This window comes from Embleya scabrispora, from assembly GCF_002024165.1.
GTDB classification, from domain to species: domain Bacteria; phylum Actinomycetota; class Actinomycetes; order Streptomycetales; family Streptomycetaceae; genus Embleya; species Embleya scabrispora_A.
Window position 1 is genome coordinate 1,879,501 of record NZ_MWQN01000001.1, and the last position, 19,960, is coordinate 1,899,460.

At 72.0% G+C, this 19,960-nt stretch carries 18 protein-coding genes; 1 reads left to right on the top strand and 17 read right to left on the bottom strand.

Translation table 11 applies throughout. The features are described 5' to 3' along the window. Positions 1-26 precede the first annotated feature (26 nt). From whiG to rpsP, 14 genes are all read right to left on the bottom strand, one after another. Positions 27-875 (bottom strand): RNA polymerase sigma factor WhiG, encoded by an 849-nt coding sequence (gene whiG, locus B4N89_RS08135; RefSeq protein ID WP_078975230.1) that lies wholly within the window; start codon positions 873-875, stop codon positions 27-29. Positions 876-1,638: 763 nt separating this feature from the next. After that, a complete protein-coding gene (gene dprA, locus B4N89_RS08145) occupies positions 1,639-2,790 on the bottom strand; it encodes a DNA-processing protein DprA (protein WP_078979195.1) in 1,152 nt (383 codons plus the stop codon). Positions 2,791-4,251: 1,461 nt separating this feature from the next. After that, a complete protein-coding gene (locus B4N89_RS08155) occupies positions 4,252-5,859 on the bottom strand; it encodes a YifB family Mg chelatase-like AAA ATPase (RefSeq protein WP_078975233.1) in 1,608 nt (535 codons plus the stop codon). Between the two features lie 2 nt (positions 5,860-5,861). Beyond that, positions 5,862-6,275, bottom strand: a complete 414-nt coding sequence (locus B4N89_RS08160) for a YraN family protein (protein ID WP_078975234.1) — start codon at positions 6,273-6,275, stop codon at positions 5,862-5,864. Positions 6,276-6,393: 118 nt separating this feature from the next. After that, a complete protein-coding gene (locus B4N89_RS08165) occupies positions 6,394-6,720 on the bottom strand; it encodes a DUF2469 domain-containing protein (RefSeq protein WP_078979196.1) in 327 nt (108 codons plus the stop codon). Between the two features lie 145 nt (positions 6,721-6,865). After that, on the bottom strand, positions 6,866-7,435 hold the full coding sequence (locus tag B4N89_RS08170) for an NUDIX hydrolase (protein ID WP_078975235.1): 570 nt from the start codon (positions 7,433-7,435) through the stop codon (positions 6,866-6,868). Between the two features lie 85 nt (positions 7,436-7,520). After that, positions 7,521-8,564: a signal peptidase I gene (gene lepB, locus B4N89_RS08175; protein ID WP_101897023.1), complete on the bottom strand. Its 1,044-nt coding sequence runs from the start codon at positions 8,562-8,564 to the stop codon at positions 7,521-7,523. Positions 8,565-8,704: 140 nt separating this feature from the next. Further along, the gene (gene lepB / locus B4N89_RS08180) at positions 8,705-9,835 is read right to left on the bottom strand and encodes a signal peptidase I (RefSeq protein ID WP_201260810.1); all 1,131 of its coding nucleotides are present in this window, start codon (positions 9,833-9,835) and stop codon (positions 8,705-8,707) included. Next, entirely contained in the window at positions 9,828-10,640 is an 813-nt protein-coding gene (gene lepB, locus B4N89_RS08185; RefSeq protein WP_235618522.1) for a signal peptidase I, read from the bottom strand. Before lepB (B4N89_RS08185) ends, lepB (B4N89_RS08180) begins: the two co-directional genes overlap by 8 nt. Positions 10,641-11,143: 503 nt before the next feature. Next, entirely contained in the window at positions 11,144-11,503 is a 360-nt protein-coding gene (gene rplS / locus B4N89_RS08190) for a 50S ribosomal protein L19 (RefSeq protein ID WP_078975236.1), read from the bottom strand. A gap of 155 nt (positions 11,504-11,658) precedes the next feature. Continuing rightward, a complete protein-coding gene (gene trmD, locus B4N89_RS08195) occupies positions 11,659-12,477 on the bottom strand; it encodes a tRNA (guanosine(37)-N1)-methyltransferase TrmD (protein ID WP_078975237.1) in 819 nt (272 codons plus the stop codon). Next, positions 12,474-13,043 (bottom strand): ribosome maturation factor RimM, encoded by a 570-nt coding sequence (rimM, locus tag B4N89_RS08200; RefSeq protein ID WP_078975238.1) that lies wholly within the window; start codon positions 13,041-13,043, stop codon positions 12,474-12,476. Before rimM ends, trmD begins: the two co-directional genes overlap by 4 nt. Positions 13,044-13,140: 97 nt before the next feature. Then, entirely contained in the window at positions 13,141-13,380 is a 240-nt protein-coding gene (locus B4N89_RS08205) for an RNA-binding protein (RefSeq protein ID WP_020553237.1), read from the bottom strand. A 2-nt stretch (positions 13,381-13,382) separates the two neighbouring features. Further along, a complete protein-coding gene (gene rpsP / locus B4N89_RS08210; protein WP_078975239.1) occupies positions 13,383-13,850 on the bottom strand; it encodes a 30S ribosomal protein S16 in 468 nt (155 codons plus the stop codon). Positions 13,851-14,117: 267 nt separating this feature from the next. On the opposite strand from rpsP, the gene B4N89_RS08215 reads away from it, so the two are divergent. Further along, positions 14,118-15,824 (top strand): proline--tRNA ligase, encoded by a 1,707-nt coding sequence (locus tag B4N89_RS08215; RefSeq protein WP_078975240.1) that lies wholly within the window; start codon positions 14,118-14,120, stop codon positions 15,822-15,824. A 121-nt stretch (positions 15,825-15,945) separates the two neighbouring features. Here the strand turns inward: B4N89_RS08215 and B4N89_RS08220 are convergent, their stop codons facing one another. The 3 genes from B4N89_RS08220 to ffh form a co-directional block, all read right to left on the bottom strand. Further along, positions 15,946-17,664, bottom strand: a complete 1,719-nt coding sequence (locus B4N89_RS08220) for an alkyl sulfatase dimerization domain-containing protein (RefSeq protein WP_078975241.1) — start codon at positions 17,662-17,664, stop codon at positions 15,946-15,948. 26 nt (positions 17,665-17,690) lie between these two features. Then, entirely contained in the window at positions 17,691-18,254 is a 564-nt protein-coding gene (locus tag B4N89_RS08225; RefSeq protein WP_078979200.1) for a GNAT family N-acetyltransferase, read from the bottom strand. A 106-nt stretch (positions 18,255-18,360) separates the two neighbouring features. After that, on the bottom strand, positions 18,361-19,926 hold the full coding sequence (ffh, locus tag B4N89_RS08230) for a signal recognition particle protein (RefSeq protein ID WP_078975242.1): 1,566 nt from the start codon (positions 19,924-19,926) through the stop codon (positions 18,361-18,363). Positions 19,927-19,960: the final 34 nt, after the last annotated feature.

Below are 19,960 nucleotides of genomic sequence, written 5' to 3' on the forward strand. Positions count from 1 at the left end.
CGGGCCGCGAACACCGCGCGAAGCCTTCACCGCGCGTCGGACAACTTGCCGCGCAGCTGGAGCACGGCCTTGGTGTGGATCTGGCAGGTGCGGCTCTCGGTCACCCCGAGCACCTGGCCGATCTGGGACAGGGTCAGTCCCTCGAAGTAGTAGAGCGTGACCACGGTCTTCTCCCGTTCCGGCAGCGCGTTGACCGCGCGGGCGAGCAGGTGGCGCATCTCGCGGCTCTCGGCCACCTCGACGGGGTCGTCGGCGGTGGTGTCCTCCAGCGTGTCGACCAGGCTGAGCCGGTCGCCGCCGTCCTGGCCGGTGTGCAGGAGTTCGTCGAGGGCCATCACGTTGATCAGCGAGAGCTGGCTGAAGATCGCGTGCAGGTCCTCGAGCGCGATGCCCATCTCGCGGGCCACCTCGACCTCCGAGGGGGTGCGGTTGAGCTTGGCTTCCAGCCCTGTGTACGCCAGTTCGACCGCGCGGGCCTTCTGTCGGACGGATCGGGGGATCCAGTCCAGCGCGCGCAGTTCGTCGATGATCGCGCCACGGATACGACTGATCGCATAGGTTTCGAATTTGATCGCGCGATCAAGATCGAACTTCTCGATCGCGTCGATCAGGCCGAACATCCCGTACGAGACGAAATCGGCCTGGTCCACATTGGCCGGAAGGCCGACGCCGACCCGCCCGGCGACGTACTTCACGAGCGGCGAGTAATTCAGGATGAGGCGTTCCCGCAGGGTGGGGTCCCCCGAGCGCTTGAAGTCGCTCCAAAGGTTCTCCAGCGCGCGGTTGGAGGCGCCACCGTCCTCGACGGTGACGGCCGGTCCGTTCTCGGACGCGGCCGCGGTGGCGCTCTTACGCCCTGGGGTTTGCTTGGGCATACGTGGCCTTGTGTCGTTCCACGGAAACGTGCGTGTAGATCTGCGTCCTCGCGAGCGTAGCGTGACCTGACGACTCCTGAGCGCTACAACGACGGGGCTCGGCCCCGGTCGCCCGAATTCCGGCATCCCACCCGAAGCCGCCCGGTGCGCGTCGAACCACCTCGGACCGATGCGAAGGGGTCGCCCGAAGCCGCCGTTTCGGACCCGCCGGTGCGCGCGGCGACATCCCCGCGGCGGGCCGGCGGGCCCGGCCGCCGCCTCCCGCGGCCGCGTGTCGCGCGCCCGTGCGGCCACGCCGAAGCGACGGCCGGCGGCGGGGCCGTGGGTGGGCCCCGCGGGATGGCCGGGGGTGGGCGCAGGCGTCGGTGCGGGGATCAGGTCGGTGTTCCGGGCTCGTATGCCTGCTTCGGCGAGGAACCGGGCGGTGGTGGGGCTGTCGGTGCGGCGCGGGGCGTCGTCCGTGCCCGAGCCGGCCTCGGGCGCGGCGGCGGGGGCGGGTGTGAGCCTTCGCCCGCTGCGGGATCCGTCGGTGCGGCGAGTGGCGGGGGTGGGTCGCGCCGGGGGTTCCTTCGTGGGCCGCGTCGGAGTGTCGTGGGCGGGTCCTGCGGGGCGGTGGCGGGTCGCCGTCGGGGCGACTGCGGTCGCCGGTGGGGTGATCCTGTCCGGGGCGGCGTTCTCGGGCGCGCGCTCGTCGGTCACGGGTGTGGCACACCTCCTCGGTCGGGCCTCCTCCCCTCACGGTGATGATCACTGCGGCCCCAGGTCAAGCACCGCCACGGCGACGCCACCCCTTCGAGGTGCGATCGACGAGTTCGCGGGCGGCCAGCACGTCGAGTCGGCGTCGCGTGGCGGCCGGCGCCGATCCCGCCTCGTGCGCGATCGCGGCCGTGGACAGCGCGCCGCGCCACGGCACCACGTCCAGGATTCGGCGGATCTCGGGCGGCAGATCGTCCCCCGGGCGACTCGGACCGGCCAGGACCGGCGCGAGGTCGTCGCCGATCACCCCGACCTGCTCGATCACCTCGGCCGCCCGGGTCACCAGGACCGACCCCGGCTCGCGCAACAGCATGTGTACGCCCGCCGAACTCGGCGAGCCGATCGGACCCGGCACGCCCATCACCTGACGGCCGAGCAGCGCGGCCCGGCGAGCACTGACGAGCGCACCGCTGCGCAGCGCCGCCTCGACCACCACGGTGCCCCGGGTCAGTGCCGCGATGACCCGGTTGCGCTCGATGAAGCGGTAGCGGGTCGGATGTGCGCCCGGGGGCAATTCGGTGACCAGCACGCCCTCCTCGGCGATCCGGGCCAACAACCGCTCGTGCCCGCGCGGATAGTTCACGTCGATGCCGCACGCCAGCACGGCGACGGTGGGCCCGCGCACGGCGAGCGCCCCCCGGTGCGCGGCCCCGTCCACCCCGTACGCGCCACCGGAGACGACCGTCCAGCCCGCCTCGGCCAGCTCGGCCGCGAGCGTCCCCGCGACGTGCGCGCCGTACTCGGTGCACGCCCGAGCGCCCACCACCGCCACCGACCGCAGCGCGGCGAGCCGCAGCGGGGTCGCGCCGCGCGTCCACAGGCCCAGCGGCCGGGCGTCCCCGAGGTCGTCGAGCTGGGTGGGCCACCCCGGATCACCGGGAACCAGGAAGCTCCCACCCACCTCGGCAAGCCGAGCCAAGTCCTCGTCGGGCTCACGCGCCCCGAGCCGAACCCGATACCCCGCCGGATCCCGCCGAGCCAACTCCCCCGGCAACGGCCCATGCCCCCGCAGATCCCGCAACAGCCGAGCCGCCCCATACACCCGCACGGCCCGCCCGAATACCGCATCCCCGGGCTCCACCAACCGACTCAACACCGCCCGAGCCCCCCGCTCCCCCTCCACATCCCGCCCGGGAAAGTCCCCATCCCCCCAAGGCATCGACTCCACCCCACCCACCCCCACCTTCCATCGCCCCGACGACCCCCGCCGGGCGCCCCGACAAGCCCCGATGCCGACCACACGCGGTCACGGAACAGCGCACTCACCGCCCGACCGCACTCGACACCAACCGGTCCGGCGCCCCAACCGCGCACGACCCGGTCCGAACCGGTCGTCACGGGCGAGCCCGCTCACGCGCTCGACCCACTCCGACCGCCACGCGGCCACCCGAAAAGCAATCCGACCGCATCCCACGACGGGCCGATTCGCGGTCGCGACGCCTTGGACGAGCACAGCCGCCCCCGGCAGCGTGCAGTGACGAACCGGCACAGGCGCCGCCCCCCGGACCACCCCCATCGCAACTCCCACCCGCCCCACGCACCCGCGCCCACGGCAACGAACGCGGACAGCCACGAGACCGCGCGCGGACGCCCTGGCACCGGCAGGTCGACGTCAGCGCCCGGGACATCCAGCCACGGGGCGGTACAAGCGCCGGCCCTCCTGCCCCACACCAAAGCTGGCGCAACTCCCATCCACCCCGCTTCATCCGCCCTCGCACACCCGCCCGCCCCCACCCCCACGCCGAGACCGCGAGCGGCCGGGCGAGCCAGGGACGCGAGCCCCTTCGTAAACCGGAGGCGAATGGGACCACAGCGGGCGACGGCGTCCGCAGTGCCGAGTACGTGGGTGACGAAGCAGCGCCGGCGTCGACCCGCCCACCCCGAACCACCCCCATCGCAACTCCCACCCACCCCGCTGCGGCCACCCGCGCACCCCGCCGCCCCCGCGCGAGCCGCGTGCGGGCGGGGCCAGGGCGCGCGACGGCGTCCGCCGTGCCGGGTGTGCGTGGGCAACTGCGCAGCGCGGGCCTTGACCACCCACCCAAAACCCCCGCAACTCCCATCCACCCCACCCCGTCCGCCCCCGACCGTCCGCCCGCTGCACCCCACCCACCGCGCAAGAAACCGCGAGCGACCGGCCAGGCGGTGGGCGCCGTCCGTCCGGGGGGCCGCAGGCGGGTGGGCCCATGGCGGGCGGTAGCGGTGCGGGGGCGGCAGCACGGGCGTTGAGCCGCCCGACCCCGATCTGTCCCGGCCGCAACTCCCACCCACCCCGCTGCGGCCGCCCCGACTGTCCGCCCCCGGGCAACCCCCACCGCCCCCACCTGTCGCGCGCCGGGCCGCACATTGCCGGGTGAGCGGGGCGACGTCCGGCGCTGCCGAACGCATGTGGTGGTGGGATGGGGGCGGGCAGTGGTGCGTTCGACCCGGAAGGCACGTCGCAACTCCCACCCCCGCCGGCTCGCCCCCGGCCTTCCACTCCCCGCACGGCCACCGTCCCCCACCCGCCGCCCGCCCGGCCGCGAGCGGCCGGGCCGAGCGCGGAGGGCAGGCGCGACGGTCCGGGCGGTGCGGGGCGGTGTTTCGAGTGGTGGGCCCGTATGTGGTGTCAGGCGGTCCCTCATCTCTCGAACCCGTCGTCGTCCGCCGTGTCGCCCCGGACCACTCCCGTGCGGAGTTCGAGGGCTGTGTCCACGTCGGAACGGGTGGGGCGGGGGTGGGCGTGCAGGTCGGCCAGGGTCCAGGCGACGCGGAGGACCCGGTCGAGGCCTCGGGCGGTCAGGAAGCCGCGCTCCATGTCGCGCGCCGCCCGGTCGAGGGCGTCGGCGTCGACCGTCCACCGGGTGCGCAGCTCGCGCCCCGGCACCTCCGCGTTGACCGTCCACCCCGTGTCGGCCAGCCTCCGCGCGGCCCGCTCCCGGGCCGCGAGCACCCGTGCGGCCACCACCTCCGACCGCTCCCCCGCCCCCTCCGGGGCGAACAGCTCGGCGCGGGAGACCGTATCCACGGTGACCCGCACATCGATCCGATCCATCAGCGGCCCGGACAGCCGGGCCAGGTACTTGTGCCGCATCAACGACGAGCACGTGCAGTCCACACCCCGTCCGGAGAACCGCCCGCACGGGCAGGGGTTGGCCGCCATCACGAGCAGGAACCGGGCCGGGAAGCACAACATCCCCCCGCTGCGCGCCACGGTCACCGTGCCGGACTCCAGCGGCTGGCGCAGCGCGTCCAGCACCCGCCCGCTGAACTCCGGGCTCTCGTCCAGGAACAACACGCCCCGGTGGGCCAGCGACACCGCGCCCGGGCGTGGGAGGCCGTTGCCGCCGCCGACGATCGCGGGCATCGTCGCGCTGTGGTGCGGCGCGCAGAACGGCGGCGTGGTCATCAGCGGCAGGTCGGGGCGCAGCGTGCCCGCGATCGAGTGCACGGCGCTGACTTCGAGCGAGGCCGGTCCGTCCAGTGCCGGCAGGATCCCGGGCAGCCGCTCGGCGAGCATGGTCTTGCCCGCCCCCGGGCTGCCGAGCAGGAACAGGTGGTGCCCGCCCGCGGCGCACACCTCGAGCGCCCGGCGGGCCCGGCCCTGACCGGCCACGTCGGCCAGGTCGGCCGGCGCCGACCCGGCCGCCGGGCCCGCCGTCAAGGTGCCGACCACGGCCAACGGGTCGGGGCCCAAACCGATGTCGCGCACCGCCTCCGGCTCGGCCGGCGCCGGCTCCCCGCGCAGCCTCGCCAGCAGGTGCCGCAGCGAGGTCACCCCCCACACGGCGACCCCCGGCACCAACTCCGCCTCGCCGGCCGCCACGGAGGGCACCACCACCCGGGCGCACCCGGCCGCCGCGGCGGCCATCACCGCCGGCAACACCCCGCGCACCGGCCGCAGCCGCCCGTCCAGACCCAGTTCGCCGACCATCACCAGGTCCTCGATGGCGCGCGGATCCAGCACGCCCGACGCCGCCAGCACCGCGGCCGCGATCGGCAGATCGAAGCCCGATCCGGTCTTGGGCACCGTCGCCGGCGACAACCCCACCGTCAACCTGCGCTGCGGCCACTCCTCGCCGCTGTTGACCACCGCCGCCCGGACCCGCTCCTTGGACTCCACCAGGGTCCGGTCCGGCAGGCCCACGAGGGTGAACGTGGTCACCCCCGGCTCCAGGTCGGCCTGTACCTCGACCACGACGCCGTCCACCCCGACCAGGGTGACCGACCGGGTGCGCGCGAAGCCCATGCTCAGCACGCTCCCCGGACGTGCTCGACCCCGGCCGCCCCACGCACCGCCGCGACCACCGCGACCAGGTCGATCCGCACCTCGCGCCCCGGCGGCCCGGCAAGCGGGTTCGCCGCCCGCCAGCGCTCGGCCAGCACCCGCAGCCGGGCGGCCTTGACCGGGCCGATCGCCTCCAGCGGGTGCTCGAACCCGCCCGCGCGCCGGGTCTTGACCTCGCACACCACCAGGACCGGCCCGTCGCGCGCGACGATGTCGATCTCGCCGTCCCGACAGCGCCAATTGCGCGCCAGGACGGCCATCCCCGCCTCGGTCAGGTAGCGCGCGGCGACCCGTTCGCCGTAGCGCCCCACCGCGCCGTTCCGGGACCGCCCGGCCGGGCCGCCCCGGCCCTCCCTGCCACCCGCATCGGTTCGCACAACGACCACCTCCGGGCTCGACGCTGCCGGAGCCGGAGGTGGTCGTGTGTCGACCCACCGTGACCTGTGGACAAACCGGTCGTTGTGGATGCCGCCCTTGCGGGCGCGCGGGATTCGCTCAGCCGCCGAACCCTTCGTTGCCCGCGGGCATCTCGAATTCGCTCTTCGTCAGTTCCTCGACGTTGACGTCCTTGAACGTAAGAACACGGACATTCTTCACGAATCGCGCAGGTCGATACATGTCCCACACCCACGCGTCCGCCATGGACAACTCGAAGAAGACCTCCCCGTCGGCCGACCTCACGTGCAGCTCGTACTGGTTGGTGAGGTAGAAGCGCCTTTCCGTCTCGATGACGTACTTGAAGAGACCCACGACGTCGCGGTACTCGCGGTAGAGCTGCAGCTCCATCTCGGTCTCGTACTTTTCGAGATCTTCCGCACTCATGCGCGCCCCTCGCTCCTGCGCTTCGCTGACGCCTCCCATTGTGTACCGGCGACCCTCGCGCCCACCGGCGCACCATGGCACAACCGTCCGGGACACCCCCGGCGGCCCGGATCGACCGGCCGTCCACCCGCCGGCGCCGCGACGCTCAGCCGTTCCACCACTCGAACGGCTCGTCGATCAGCTCGCCGGCGAGGAACCTCGGCAGCAGCTCGGGCAGCCGGCCCGGGTAGAACCGCGCCGGCGCCGCCCGGATCTCGTCCACCGGCCACCACACCGCCTCCTGGTACTCGGCCAGCTCGTCCGCGGTCCACAACGAACGGTCCTCGCAGACCGCGGGCGCCCGCTCGGCGACCCGGACCAGGACCACGAACTCGTGTTGCACCCGCCGATGCCCCGGCCGCACCCAGGTCACACTCCGCCGCCAGGTCGCCGGCCCCACCTCGGCCGGCTCGATCCGCAGGCCGGTCTCCTCCCGGATCTCCCGAACGGCCGCGTCCACATAGGTCTCCCCGGGGTCCAGGCCGCCCCCCGGCAGGTCGTACCAGTCGGACGGATCGGATTCGGGGACCCGGGTGCGAAACAGCAGCACCCGGTCGTCGGGATCGAGCAGCACCACGCGCACCGCGCGCCGCTCCAGGTCGGGCGCCAGATCGGCGGGATAGTCCGGCACCGGCTCCGGTACGTCTCCGGGCCATGACACGGGTTGAGTCGTCATCCCCGGATTGTGCCCCGAGCCGCGAACGGCCGGGTCGCGCGGGAGGGGATTCCCGAGCGCCCGGCCGGATGCGAGAGGTCGGCCGTCAGGCCGGCGGCGCCGCCGAGGGCGAGCGCGTGGCCGTACGCTCCTCGGGCCCGCCGCGTCGCCTGCGCCGCCACCACACCAGCGGCACCGCCCCGATCAGCCCGGCCGCCATCGGGGTACCGCCGATCACGTCGAGCCCGAGGCCCGGCTGGTCGAAGGTGCCCGGCACGCCGAGGCCGTGGATCCGGTTCAGCGGCCACACCACGGTGAACGCGCGGCCGATCACCTGGTCCTTGTCCACCGTCCCGTTGAACGGCTGGTCCATGTGATAGCGCGAATCGGACGAGTTGTCCCGGTTGTCGCCCATCAGCCAGATCCGGCCCTTGGGCACGGTCACGTCGAACACCTTCGTCGACGGGGCCACGCCCTTCTTCAGGTACGAACTCTCGTCCAGCGGCTTGCCGTTGACCATGAGCCGGCCCTGCGCGTCGCAACACTGGACCCGGTCGCCGCCGACCCCGATCACCCGCTTGATCAGGTCCTTCTCGTCGGCGGACGGCATCAGGCCGACCCAGGACATGCCCTTTTGCAGCCCGCGCACCACCGCGTTGTCGGACTGCTTCGGCGCCTCCTGGAGCCAGTTGCCCGGATCGTGGAAGACCACCACCTGGCCCCGCTCCGGCTCCGCGCCGAACCACGGCGAGAACTTGTTCACCAGGACCCGGTCGCCGACCTTGATGGTGTTCTCCATCGACTCCGACGGAATCGAGAACGCCTGCACGAGGAAGGTCTTGATGAGCAGCGCCAGGACCACCGCGATCACCAGAAGCAGCGGCAGTTCCTTCCAGAACGACCCCTTCTTCTTGCGCCGTTCGCCCGAGTCCGAGGCGCCCTCGTCGGTGCCCGACGCCTCGGGTCCACCGGTACCCTCCGGCTCGCCGGAGTCACCGGCTCCGCCGGAGTCGCCCGGACCACCCGGTCCGCCGGGGCCGTCCGCGTCCGGCGGTCCGCCCGCACCCGGACCACCGGTCGCGGGGGTCGGCGCCACCGGCGGGAAGATCGGCGCCGCGTCGGTGGCGGCCCCGTTCTTCGGATGTTTCACCAGATCGGGCGACTGCCGGGGCCCGTCCCCGCTCGTTGGTTGGGTCGGTGGCGCTCCGGGATCATGCGGCGCGTCGGTCGGGTGCCGCTCGTGCGGCTCCCGCCCACGATCGTCGTCTCCACCTGCGGATCGCGCTCCGATCACGACTTCCCCCACGGCGCCTCCTCGTACCCGTGCAGGCCACACGGCACCCGGTCGGGGCTGTCCACCGGCTGCCCACAGCTCTGTCTTGATGATTTCCGACCCGTGCCGCGCACGTCGCCGGGTCGATGTCGACCCCACGGGGCCGGCATGCGCCGGCGCGAGCGTACACGTCGGCGTAGCAGGACCAGCGGAACCGCACCCACCATTCCCATAACGACCGGGGTGGGCGGGAGAATCGCAACCGACAGGGCTTTGTTCCCGAACGTGTCCGGAACCGGCAGCCGATGCGCGCGACCGAACGGCCAGGCCACCAGGACGGCCCGACCGACCACATCGTCCACCGGGATCGTGCCCTGATAGGGCCGATCCATATGTGCCCGCGAGTCGGCCGAGTCACCGCGATGGTCGCCCATCACCCACAGCCGCCCCTTGGGCACGGTCACACTGAAGCGTTTTTCCGAGGGCGCGTTGCCCTTGTACAGGTAGGGCTCGTCCAGCGGAACACCGTTCACGGTGATTCGCCCGGACGGGTCGCAGCAGGCCACCGTGTCGCCGCCGACCCCGATCACCCGCTTGATCAGGTCCTGTTCGTCGTCCGAGGGCAACATGCCCACGAACACGAGTCCCTGCTTGAACTGCTTGAGTCCGGGCGGCGGGTCGTCCGTCTCCTTCTTGCCCAGCCAGCCGCCCGGGTCCTTGAAGACGACCACCTGGCCGCGCTCGGGGGTCCACCCGAACCACGGCGAGAACTTGTCCACCAAGACCCGGTCGCCGACGTCGATGGTGTGCTCCATCGACCCCGAGGGGATGTAGAACGCCTGCACCAGAAACGTCTTGATCAGCAGCGCGAGGGCGAGCGCGATCACCGCGAGCATCGGCAGTTCGCGCCACAGCGGCACCACCTTGTCCTTGCGCCGCGAACGCCTGCCCCGACGCCGGCGCGCGGGGGCGGGGGTCGGCGCCTCGACCGACGGCGCCGCACGGACGGGCTCGGCCTCGCCGAGCGCCACCGCGCCCGCGACCTCCGGGGTGGGGAGCGGACCGGCCCCGCCGTCGGGGTGGGGGCCCGGCCGCGCGGGCACCGGATCGGCGGCCCGGGCGCCCTTGGGCTTGCCGCGTCTACCCACGGCGGTCGAAGTCCGACCGATCGAAGGTCTTCGGCCGATCCGCGCCCCGGATCCGCCCGAACGGCCAGATGATCCACTGCGCGCGCCCGATCACCCGGCTCTCCGGCACCATGCCGCCGCCGGGGTCGCCCAGGTGGTCGCGCGAGTCGGCCGAGTTGCTGCGATGGTCGCCCATGACCCAGAGCTTTCCCTTGGGCACCGCGGCCTCGAACGGGAAGTCGGAGGGCTTGTCGCCCGGATGCAGGTAGTCGCCCTCGTCCAGCGGCACCCCGTTGACGGTGACCCGACCCTGCGTGTCGCAACACTTGACCACGTCGCCGCCGATCCCGATCACCCGCTTCACGAAGTCGTTGTCGTCGGGGTTGGTGAAGCCGAACACCCCACCGAGCTTGCGCAGCGCGCCGGTCACCGGGTCGGGCGAGCCGCTCTCGGGGGTGAACGAGCCGCGCCCGTCGAAGACGATCATGTCGCCGCGGTGGATGTCCCCGTACTTGTAGGCGAGTTTGTTCACCAGGACCCGGTCGCCGACCTCGAGCGTGTTCTCCATCGAACCGCTGGGGATCACGAACGGCTGGGCGACCCACGAGTTCACCACCAGGACGACGACCATCGCGATCGCGACCAGCAGCGGGAGTTCGACCCACGCGGGCATCCGCCGCCGACGCGGCGCATCGGGGGCGCCCTCGGTATCGGGGCCCGACTCGGACTCGGAATCGGCCTCGGCGTCACCATCGGGGCCGGCATCGGACTCGGCCCCGGCAACGGCGTCGGCCTCGCGTGCGGTCGCGGTCCCCGACGCGGTCACGGCCTCCGACGCGGTCCCAGCCTCGGCCGCGGCCTCGGATGCGGTCCCAGCCTCGGCCGCGGTCCCAGTCCCGATCCCGGATACCGTCCCGATCCCGGGCTCGGATGTCGTCTCGACCGCCGAACCCGCCCCGCCCTCGGGGGTATCGGCCTTCACCGGCCCCTTCGACGGCACATCGGCACCCGCCTCGGCGGCCGAGCCGACGCCCGCAGCGCCACCCGCGCCCGCGCCCGCCGGCGAATCCTTTGCGAAATCAGGGGACTTCGGCACCTCCGGCGCCACCCCGAGCGCCCCGTCGAGCCCGCCCCCGTGACCGTTCCCGCCCGACGCCCGTCCCAGGACACGCGAAGGCCGCGCCTCCACGACCTCGGTGGACGAGGTACCGGCGGATTCCTCCGCCGTGGAGGCACGGCCTCTGCTCTGCTCTGCGTCGTCCATCACGAACGAGCCTAGCGTCCGGGTCGACTCGCCATGGGCGAGGCACCCCGGGTGTGGCGCACGGGTCAGCGCGTCGGACGGTCCGAGCGCTTCTCCTTGATCTTCGCGGCCTTGCCGCGCAGGTCACGCATGTAGTAGAGCTTCGCGCGACGCACGGCGCCGCGGGTGACCAGCTCGATCTTCTCGATCACCGGGGTGTGCACCGGGAAGGTGCGCTCCACGCCGACGCCGTAGCTGACCTTGCGGACCGTGAAGGTCTCGCGGACGCCGTCGCCCTGGCGACGCAGCACGAAGCCCTGGAAGACCTGGACGCGGGACTTGTTGCCTTCGATGACGCGCACGTGCACCTTGAGGGTGTCGCCGGGACGGAAGTCCGGGACGTCGTCCCGCAGGGATGCGGCATCGATGTGGTCGAGCTTGTTCATCTCGCGTCGCTTTCTCGGGGGTGCCACAGGTCACCCACGGGGATTCGGAGTTACGAAAGGGGGGTCGCCGGTCCCGAATGGCGCTCCCCCTGTGGCAGGGGTGCCGTCCGGCTCCCGGGGAGACCCGGTCCGGATCGGGACATGGCAACAGCGTCTCAGTCTGCCACAGGTGGGTCGACCCGATGAAACCGGCCGTCCCGCTCGACCCAGCCCAGCTCGGCGAGCAGCGCCCGGTCCTTCTTGTCCACCGCCGCGGGATCGATCCGGCCGATCAGGTCGGGCCGGTGCGCCGAGGTCCGGCGCAGCGCCTCGTCCCGCCGCCAACGGGCGATCGCGCCGTGGTTCCCGGACACCGTGATCGGCGGCACCTCGCGCCCGCGCCACTCGGCGGGCTTGGTGTACACCGGGCCCTCCAGGAGGTTGGCCATCGCGCCCGGCGCGAACGAGTCGTCCCGGTGCGATTCCGCGTTGCCCAGCACTCCCGGCAGCAGCCGGGCCACCGCCTCGACCATGACCAGCACGGCCACCTCGCCGCCCGCGAGCACGTAGTCGCCGATGGACACCTCGTCCACCCGCATCCGGGTCGCCGCCTCGTCCAGGACCCGCCGGTCGATGCCCTCGTACCGGGCGGGCGCGAACAGCAGCCACGGCTCCTCGGCCAGTTCGACCGCGAGGTCCTGGGTGAACGGCCGGCCCGACGGCGTGGGCACGATCATCCGGGGCACCGGGGCCGCCGCGCTCTCGCCCTGCTCCAGCACGGCGTCCAGCGCGAGGCCCCACGGCTCGGGCTTCATCACCATGCCGGGGCCGCCGCCGTACGGGGTGTCGTCGACGGTCTTGTGCACGTCGTACGTCCAGTCCCGGAGCTGGTGCAGGTGCACGTCCAGCAGGCCCTTGGCGCACGCCTTGCCGACCAGCGAGACGTCCAGCGGGGCCAGGTATTCGGGAAAGATGGTGACGACGTCGATCCTCACGACGGGTCCTCGGACGTGTCGCCCTCCGCCGGGTCCGGCACCGCGAGCACCGCGTCCTCCGCGTCGAGCAGGCCCGGCGGCGGGGTGATCACCGCGCGCTGGTTCTCCAGGTCGATCTCCGGCACGATCTGCCGCACGAACGGGATCATCACCTCGCGCCCGTCCGCGCGGCGGACCATGAGCAGGTCCTGCGAGGGCAGGTGGGCCACCTCGGTGATCTCGCCGACCGCCTCGCCGTCGACCGTGACCACGTCCAGCCCGATCAGCTGGTGGTCGTAGAACTCCTCGGGATCCTCGGGGAGTTCGTCCGGGTCGATCTCGGCGATCAGCAGCGTGTTGCGCAGCGCCTCGGCGCCGCTGCGGGTGGTCACGCCCTCGATGCTCAGCAGCAGTCGACCGCTGTGCACCCGGCCGTCGGCGATGGTCAGCGGACCGACTGACGGCGGGTCGGTCATCAGCACCGCTCCGGGCGCGAGCCGCAGTTCGGGCTCGTCGGTACGGACCTCGACGGTCACCTGGCCCTTGATGCCGTGTGCCTTGCCGATACGGCCGACCACAAGCTGCACCTGCGACTCCTCAATCTCTGCCGGGAAATGCCAAGAAGCTGCCCGGCGGATGGAACTCCGCCGGGCAGCTCCCGGTTGGACGTGATGTCCGGGTACGTCAGCGAACCTGGTCGACGTCGACGAGGTCGACGCGGACTCCCCGGCCGCCGAGCGCGGTCACGACGGTACGCAGCGCACGCGCGGTGCGGCCACCTCGCCCGATGACCTTCCCGAGGTCCTCGGGGTGAACCCGGACCTCGAGAATGCGGCCGCGGCGAAGATTACGCGCCCGTACCTTGACCTCGTCCGGATGCTCGACGATGCCCTTGACCAAGTGTTCGAGGGCTTCCTCGAGCACGGTCAGCCCTCGTTAGCGGCGGTCTCGGCGGCGGCTTCGCCCTCGGCGGCCGGAGTCTCGGTCTCGGCGGCGGCCTCGACCTTCTTCTCCTTCTTGGCCTTCGGCGTGGTGGCGCCGTCCTTGGGCTCGTCCATCGCCTCGCGGGCGGCGGCTTCGAAGAGCGACTTCTTGTCGGCCTTCTCGGCGGCGACCAGGAGCGGGGCCGGGGCCGGCTCGCCCTTGTACTTCTGCCAGTCGCCGGTCAGCTTGAGGATGTGCGCGACGGGCTCGGTCGGCTGCGCGCCGACACCCAGCCAGTAGAGCGCACGCTCGGAGTCGACCTCGATACGCGAGGGGTTCTCCATCGGGTGGTAGATACCGATCTCCTCGATCGCCCGACCGTCACGCTTGGTGCGGGCGTCGGCGACGACGATGCGGTAGTGGGGCGAACGGATCTTGCCCAGGCGCTTCAGCTTGATCTTGACTGCCACGAGAGTGGTGTCTCCTGCATCTTGACGTGGGTGAACAGCCGGCGTTCACGTGGGGACATGAGGCTCGGCTGATCGTGGACACGGTAAGCATGCGGAGAGAGGGTCCGGCAATGCCCCGGGTACTCAGCTCGCCATTCTGCCAGACTTCCGGGCGCCGACCAAAGCCGGGGCGACGGCCGGGGGAAAACCCGGGTGGCCGAGCCTCGCGCGGCTTTTAGAATGCAGGTCGCACGCCCTTCCCCCTAGTCGTTAGGTCGCCACGGTCTCATGCGTTGGTCCGAACTGTACGTACCCACTCTCCGTCAGGACCCCGCCGACGCCGACGCGGTCAGCCACCGTCTGCTCGTGCGCGCGGGCTACATCCGGCAGCTGATGGCCGGCCACTACTCGCTGCTGCCGCTCGCGGTGCGGGTGCGCGCGAAGGTCGTGCGGATCATCCGCGAGGAGATGGACCGGATCGGCGCGCAGGAGATGATCCTGCCGACCATGCATCCGGCCGAGATCTGGCAGAAGAGCGGTCGCTGGGAGGTCATGGGCGACGAGATGTTCCGGCTCGTGGACCGCAAGGGCACCGACCTGGCGCTCGGCATGACGCACGAGGAAATCTTCACGACCCTCGCGCTCGAACTCAGCTCCTATCGCGACCTGCCCCAGACCTGGTACCAGTTCCAGACCAAGTTCCGGGACGAGCCCAGGCCCAAGAGCGGCCTGATCCGGGTGCGCGAGTTCACCATGAAGGACTCGTACAGCTTCGACCTGGACGCCGAGGGGCTGGACCGCTCGTTCGAGGCGCACCGGCAGGCGTACGTCCGCATCTTCCAGCGGCTGAACATCCCGGCGATCGCGGTGCAGGCGTCCAGCGGCACCATGGGCGGCAGCGGCTCGACCGAGTTCATGTGCCCGTCGGCGGCCGGCGAGGACCTCGTCGTGCACTGTCCGAACTGCGATTACGCGGCCAACGTGGAGAAGGCCACGTCCACGCTCGCGCCGATCGAGGACGGCCCGGGGCTCGACGCGCCGGAGCGGTTCGACACCCCCGGCGTCAAGACCATCGAGAACCTGACCAAGGCGCACGGCGTCGCGGCCGACCGGCAGATCAAGACGCTGGTCTACATGGTCGGCGGGCAGCTCACACTGGCCCTGCTGCGCGGGGACCACGCGCTGGTCGAGCAGAAGCTGATCGACACCACCGGCTCCAACGACGTGCGCCCGGCCACGCCCGACGAGATCAAGGCCGCGCTCGGCGCGTACCCGGGCAGCCTGGGCGGGGTCGGCGTGAGCGACCTGCCGATCCTGGCCGACGAGGCGCTGCGGGGTCGCCGGGACATGGTCACCGGCGCCAACGTGGACAAGACGCACGTGCGCGGCGTGGACGTCGAGCGGGACATCGCGGTGGGCCGCTGGGTGGACCTGCGCGAGGTGGTGGCCGGCGAGCCGTGCCCGAAGTGCGGCACCGGCCTGGAGGTCGAGCAGACGGTCGAGATCGGCCACATCTTCAAGCTCGGCGACAGGTACACCGACGTGCTCGGGGTGAACGTGCTCGGCGCGGACGGCGAGCGGATCACCCCGGTCATGGGCAGCTACGGCATCGGCGTCGAGCGCGCGATGGCCGCGATGGTCGAGACGCACCACGACAAGAACGGCATCGTGTGGCCGGTCTCGGTGGCGCCGTTCGAGGTCGCGGTCGCGCTGCTCGACGTCGACGACGAGAAGTCGCGCACCACCGCCGAGGAGATCTACGCGGAGCTGGGGCGGCAGCGGGTGGACACGATCCTGGACGACCGCGCCGAGCGGCCCGGGGTGAAGTTCAAGGACATCGAACTGGTCGGCATCCCGTTCCGGGTGACCGTCGGCGCCCGCAGCCTGGCCGAGGGCAACGTGGAGATCGTCTCGCGCGCGAGCGGCGAAAAGGCCCTGGTGCCGGTCGCCGAGGCGGTCGAGTACGTGCGCAGGCTGGTCCTCGACGCGAGCTGACCCGCGCGAAAGCCCCGAAGCGCCCCCGCCGAACACACCCGGCGGGGGCGCTCGAGCAACGATCGACGTCCGCCGCCGTCGTCGTTCGCCGAGCACCCCCTCCGACGGTGCCGCGAGACGGTCAGCGCAGCGTCAACTCGGTGGGCCTGCGCGGCTGGAGCGGGTCGAACAGGTCGAGCAGGTCCGCCGCGTCCGCCGCGCCGCCCCGGATCGTCCGGGCGTCCCCGCCGGCCAGCGCACCGCGCAGATCGGTCCGGCCCAGATGCAGCGACTCCACGGTCTCGCGCGGCAGTTCGAGCACCACGGCGGCGTCCGCCGGGATCTCCCGCAGGAAGCGCGCCACGCCGCGATGGATGTGCAGCGCCACCTCCTCCTCGCCGTGCACCCCGCCGAGCACCCGCCAGCCGAGCACGGTGTCCACCTCCAACGCCTCCTCCGCGCGCAGCCGGGTGGTGTACAGCTCGATCAGCCACGCCGCCGGGATCCGGGCGACCAGGTCCCGGGGCGCGAAGACCGCGGCGAAGTTGATCAGCGGCAGGATCGGCTGGATCCGGTCCTCCAACTCGTCCGCGCTGGTCAGGTACCAGTTGCGCCAGTTGACGTTGAGCTGGGCGTAGCCGAGTCGGCGGAACGCGGCGGCCTTGACCGCCCGCGCGTCCGTGTCCTCGCGGTCGATCCGGGTCAGGTGCGTGGCCAACTCGGCCGCCCACTGGTATTCGCCCGCCTCGTACGCCTCGGTCGCCGCGCCGAGCACCCGCTCCCGGCCGCCCATCAGCGCCACCGTCCGGCGCGCGTGTTCGGCCCGGGGCAGCGGATCCAGGTCCACCGGATCGCCGCCGAACCAGCCGAGGTAGCCGAAGAAGATCTGCCGCACGGTGTGCTTGACGGTGCCGTAGTACTCCCGCGCGTACGGCGCGTACGAGGCCAGGTGCTCGGGCAGTTCGATCGTCTCGGCCAACTCGTCCGGGGTCAGCCCCTCGTTCATCCGGCGCACGGTCTGGTCGTGGATGTACTGGATGCAGTCCCGCTCCACGGCCAGCACCTCGGCGACCCGGTCCGCCCCCGACACCGGTTGCCCGTGGCTGGGGATCAGGTGCGCGGCCCCGTGCGCGCGCAGCGCGTCGATGCTGCGTACCCACTGCATCGGGTCGCGATAGCGACACCCGCGCAGGGTGTGGATGTTGGGCAGGGTCGGCCCCTGAATCGTGTCGCCGCACAGAAGCACGTCGCTGTCCGGCAGGTACACGCTGATCGCGTCGTCGGTCTCGCCGGGATTGTGGAACAGCCGCAGCCGCACCCCCGCGACCTCGGTCTCCAGCGCATCGCCCACCAGCACGGTGGGCATCACGAACGACGGTGTACCCACCCCGGCGTGCGGGCCGACCGCGTCGTTGACGCCCTCGGTGTCCGAGGGGCCGAGGAGGTTGCCGAGCGAGTACACCGAGCGCAGGCCCATGATGTGCAGCGTGGGCCCGGACTGGTCGGTGAGCGCGGCCAGGAAGGTCCGGTGCGCGTACACGTCCACGTCGGGCGTCGCGGCCCAGTGGCTCAGCCCGTTCACGTGGTCGGGGTGGTGGTGGGTGACCACCACGGCCCGCACCGGGGCCTTCGGGTCGCGCAGTTGCGGTCGCAGTTCGGCCTCGATCACCGCGGCCAGGTCCGCCCCGCTGCCGGTGTCGACCACCACCAGTCCATCGGGGCCCTCGATCACCGCGGCGTTGGCCGAGGACCAGCCCACGGCGACGTGCACGTGTCCCGCCACGGTGTACACGCGCTTGGCGAAGTGCGCGGTGTGCGCGGCGAGTTCTGGATGAACGGCAGGCTCGACCTCGTACGTCATGGGCGGGCAGCCTGCCACGTCCGGCCCTATGAGGGAAGAATGGTCTTCTCCGCGCCCGGCCACTCCTCGGCGGTCAACGCGAAGCGCTCGTGGTCGCGCCAGGCGTCGTTGAGGAACAACATGCGCGGGGTGAAGCCCTCGTAGCGAAAGCCCATGCGGCGCGCGAGCGCGATCGAGGCGTCGTTGCCCGGCTGCACGTTGATCTCCAGGCGGTGCAGCGCGAGGCCGTCCGCGGCGAACGCGCGGTCGATCACCAGGGCCAGCGCCTCGGTCATCCGACCGGTGCCCGCGTAGGGCGTGTAGGCGTCGTAGCCGAGCGACGCGTTGCAAAAGCGTGCCCGCACGATGTTCGAGACGTTGATCCGGCCGGCCAGGGCGCCCTCGGCGATGTCGACCACCAGGAACGTGCGGAAGGTGTCGCCTTGGCGGCGGATCAGGTCCGGCAGGTCGTTCGGGTCGGCCGGGTTCCAGCGGGAGATGTGTTCGGAGCGGCGGACGGCCTCGGCGGAGGCGGTCGTGTCGGCCTCGGTCGGCGGTCGCACGCCCACCCGGCAACCGGGCACGGTGTACAGGTCCATGGCCCCCGTCATCTCCATCCTCGCCTCGTCGTCCGAGCAGGTCGGGACCGCACCTCGGAGGGGTGCCGCGACGCGGTGCCTCTCCGTCGCGGCCCCGCCCGTCGGTGGTATCCCGCCGCTACTTCTGCCCCGGCGGCAGGAAGTTCTTGAATTCGTCGGGCAGTTCGAAGTCGGCCGCGCCGCCCGCGCCGTTGCCCGCCGGCAGTCCGAACGGGTTGGCGGCGCGCTCCTCGCGCCGGGCCGCCTCGGCCGCCGCCTCCTGCTTGCGCTTCATCGGATTGCCCGACTGGCGCTTGCCCTTGGCCTGCTTGGGCGCCTTGCCCTTCTTCTTGCCGGCGCCGCCCATGCCGGGGATGCCGGGCATTCCCGGCATGCCGCCGCCCTTGGCCATCTGGCCCATCATCTTGCGGGCCTCGACGAACCGCTCGATCAGGTTGTTGACCGCGTTGACCTCGGTGCCGGCGCCCTTGGCGATGCGCGCCCGGCGCGAGCCGTTGAGGATCTTCACGTCGGCCCGCTCGGCCGGCGTCATCGACTTGATGATCGCCGCGACCCGGTCCAGGTCGCGGTCGTCGATGTTGTCGATCTGGTCCTTCATCGCGCCCATGCCGGGCAGCATGCCGAGCAGCTTCGAGATCGAGCCGAGCTTCTTGACCTGTTCCATCTGCTGGAGGAAGTCCTCCAGGGTGAAGTTGTTGCCGCCGCCGTGCAGCTTCTCCGCGGCCTTGAGCGCGAGGTCCTGGTCGTACTTGGCCTCGGCGATCTCGATCAGGCTGAGCATGTCGCCCATGCCGAGGATGCGCGAGGCCATCCGGTCGGGGTGGAACGCGTCGAAGTCCTCGAGCTTTTCCCCGCTGGAGGCGAACATGACCTGGCGGCCGGTCACCGAGGCGACCGACAGGGCCGCGCCACCGCGCGCGTCGCCGTCGAGCTTGGAGAGCACCACGCCGTCGAAGCCGACACCGTCGAGGAACGCCTGCGCGGTGACCACCGCGTCCTGGCCGATCATCGCGTCGACGACGAACAGGATCTCGTCCGGCTTGACCGCGTCGCGGATGTCGGCGGCCTGCTGCATCATCTCGGCGTCGATGCCGAGCCGGCCGGCGGTGTCAACCACGACCACGTCGTACTGCTTGGTCTTGGCGAACTCGATCGAGTCGCGGGCCACCTTGACCGGGTCGCCCACACCGTTGCCGGGCTCGGGCGCGTAGACCGCCACACCGGCGCGCTCGGCGACCACGGAGAGCTGGTTGACCGCGTTCGGGCGCTGGAGGTCGCAGGCGACCAGGAGCGGCTGGTGCTTCTGCGCCTTGAGCCACTTGCCCAGCTTGCCCGCGAGGGTGGTCTTGCCCGCGCCCTGGAGGCCGGCGAGCATGATCACCGTGGGGCCGGTCTTGGCGAAGCGCAGCCGGCGGGTCTCGCCGCCGAGGATCCCGACCAGTTCCTCGTTGACAATCTTGACGATCTGCTGGGCCGGGTTGAGCGCGCCCGACACCTCGGCGCCGCGGGCGCGTTCCTTGACCCGGGCGATGAACTCGCGGACCACCGGGAGCGCCACGTCGGCCTCGAGGAGGGCGACCCGGATCTCGCGGGCGGTGGCGTCGATGTCGGCTTCGGAGAGCCGCCCCTTGCCGCGAAGGTTCTTGAAGGTCGCTGCGAGGCGGTCGGAGAGAGTGTCGAACACGTCGGCAGAGGTCCTTCGTCAGATACGGGTGGTG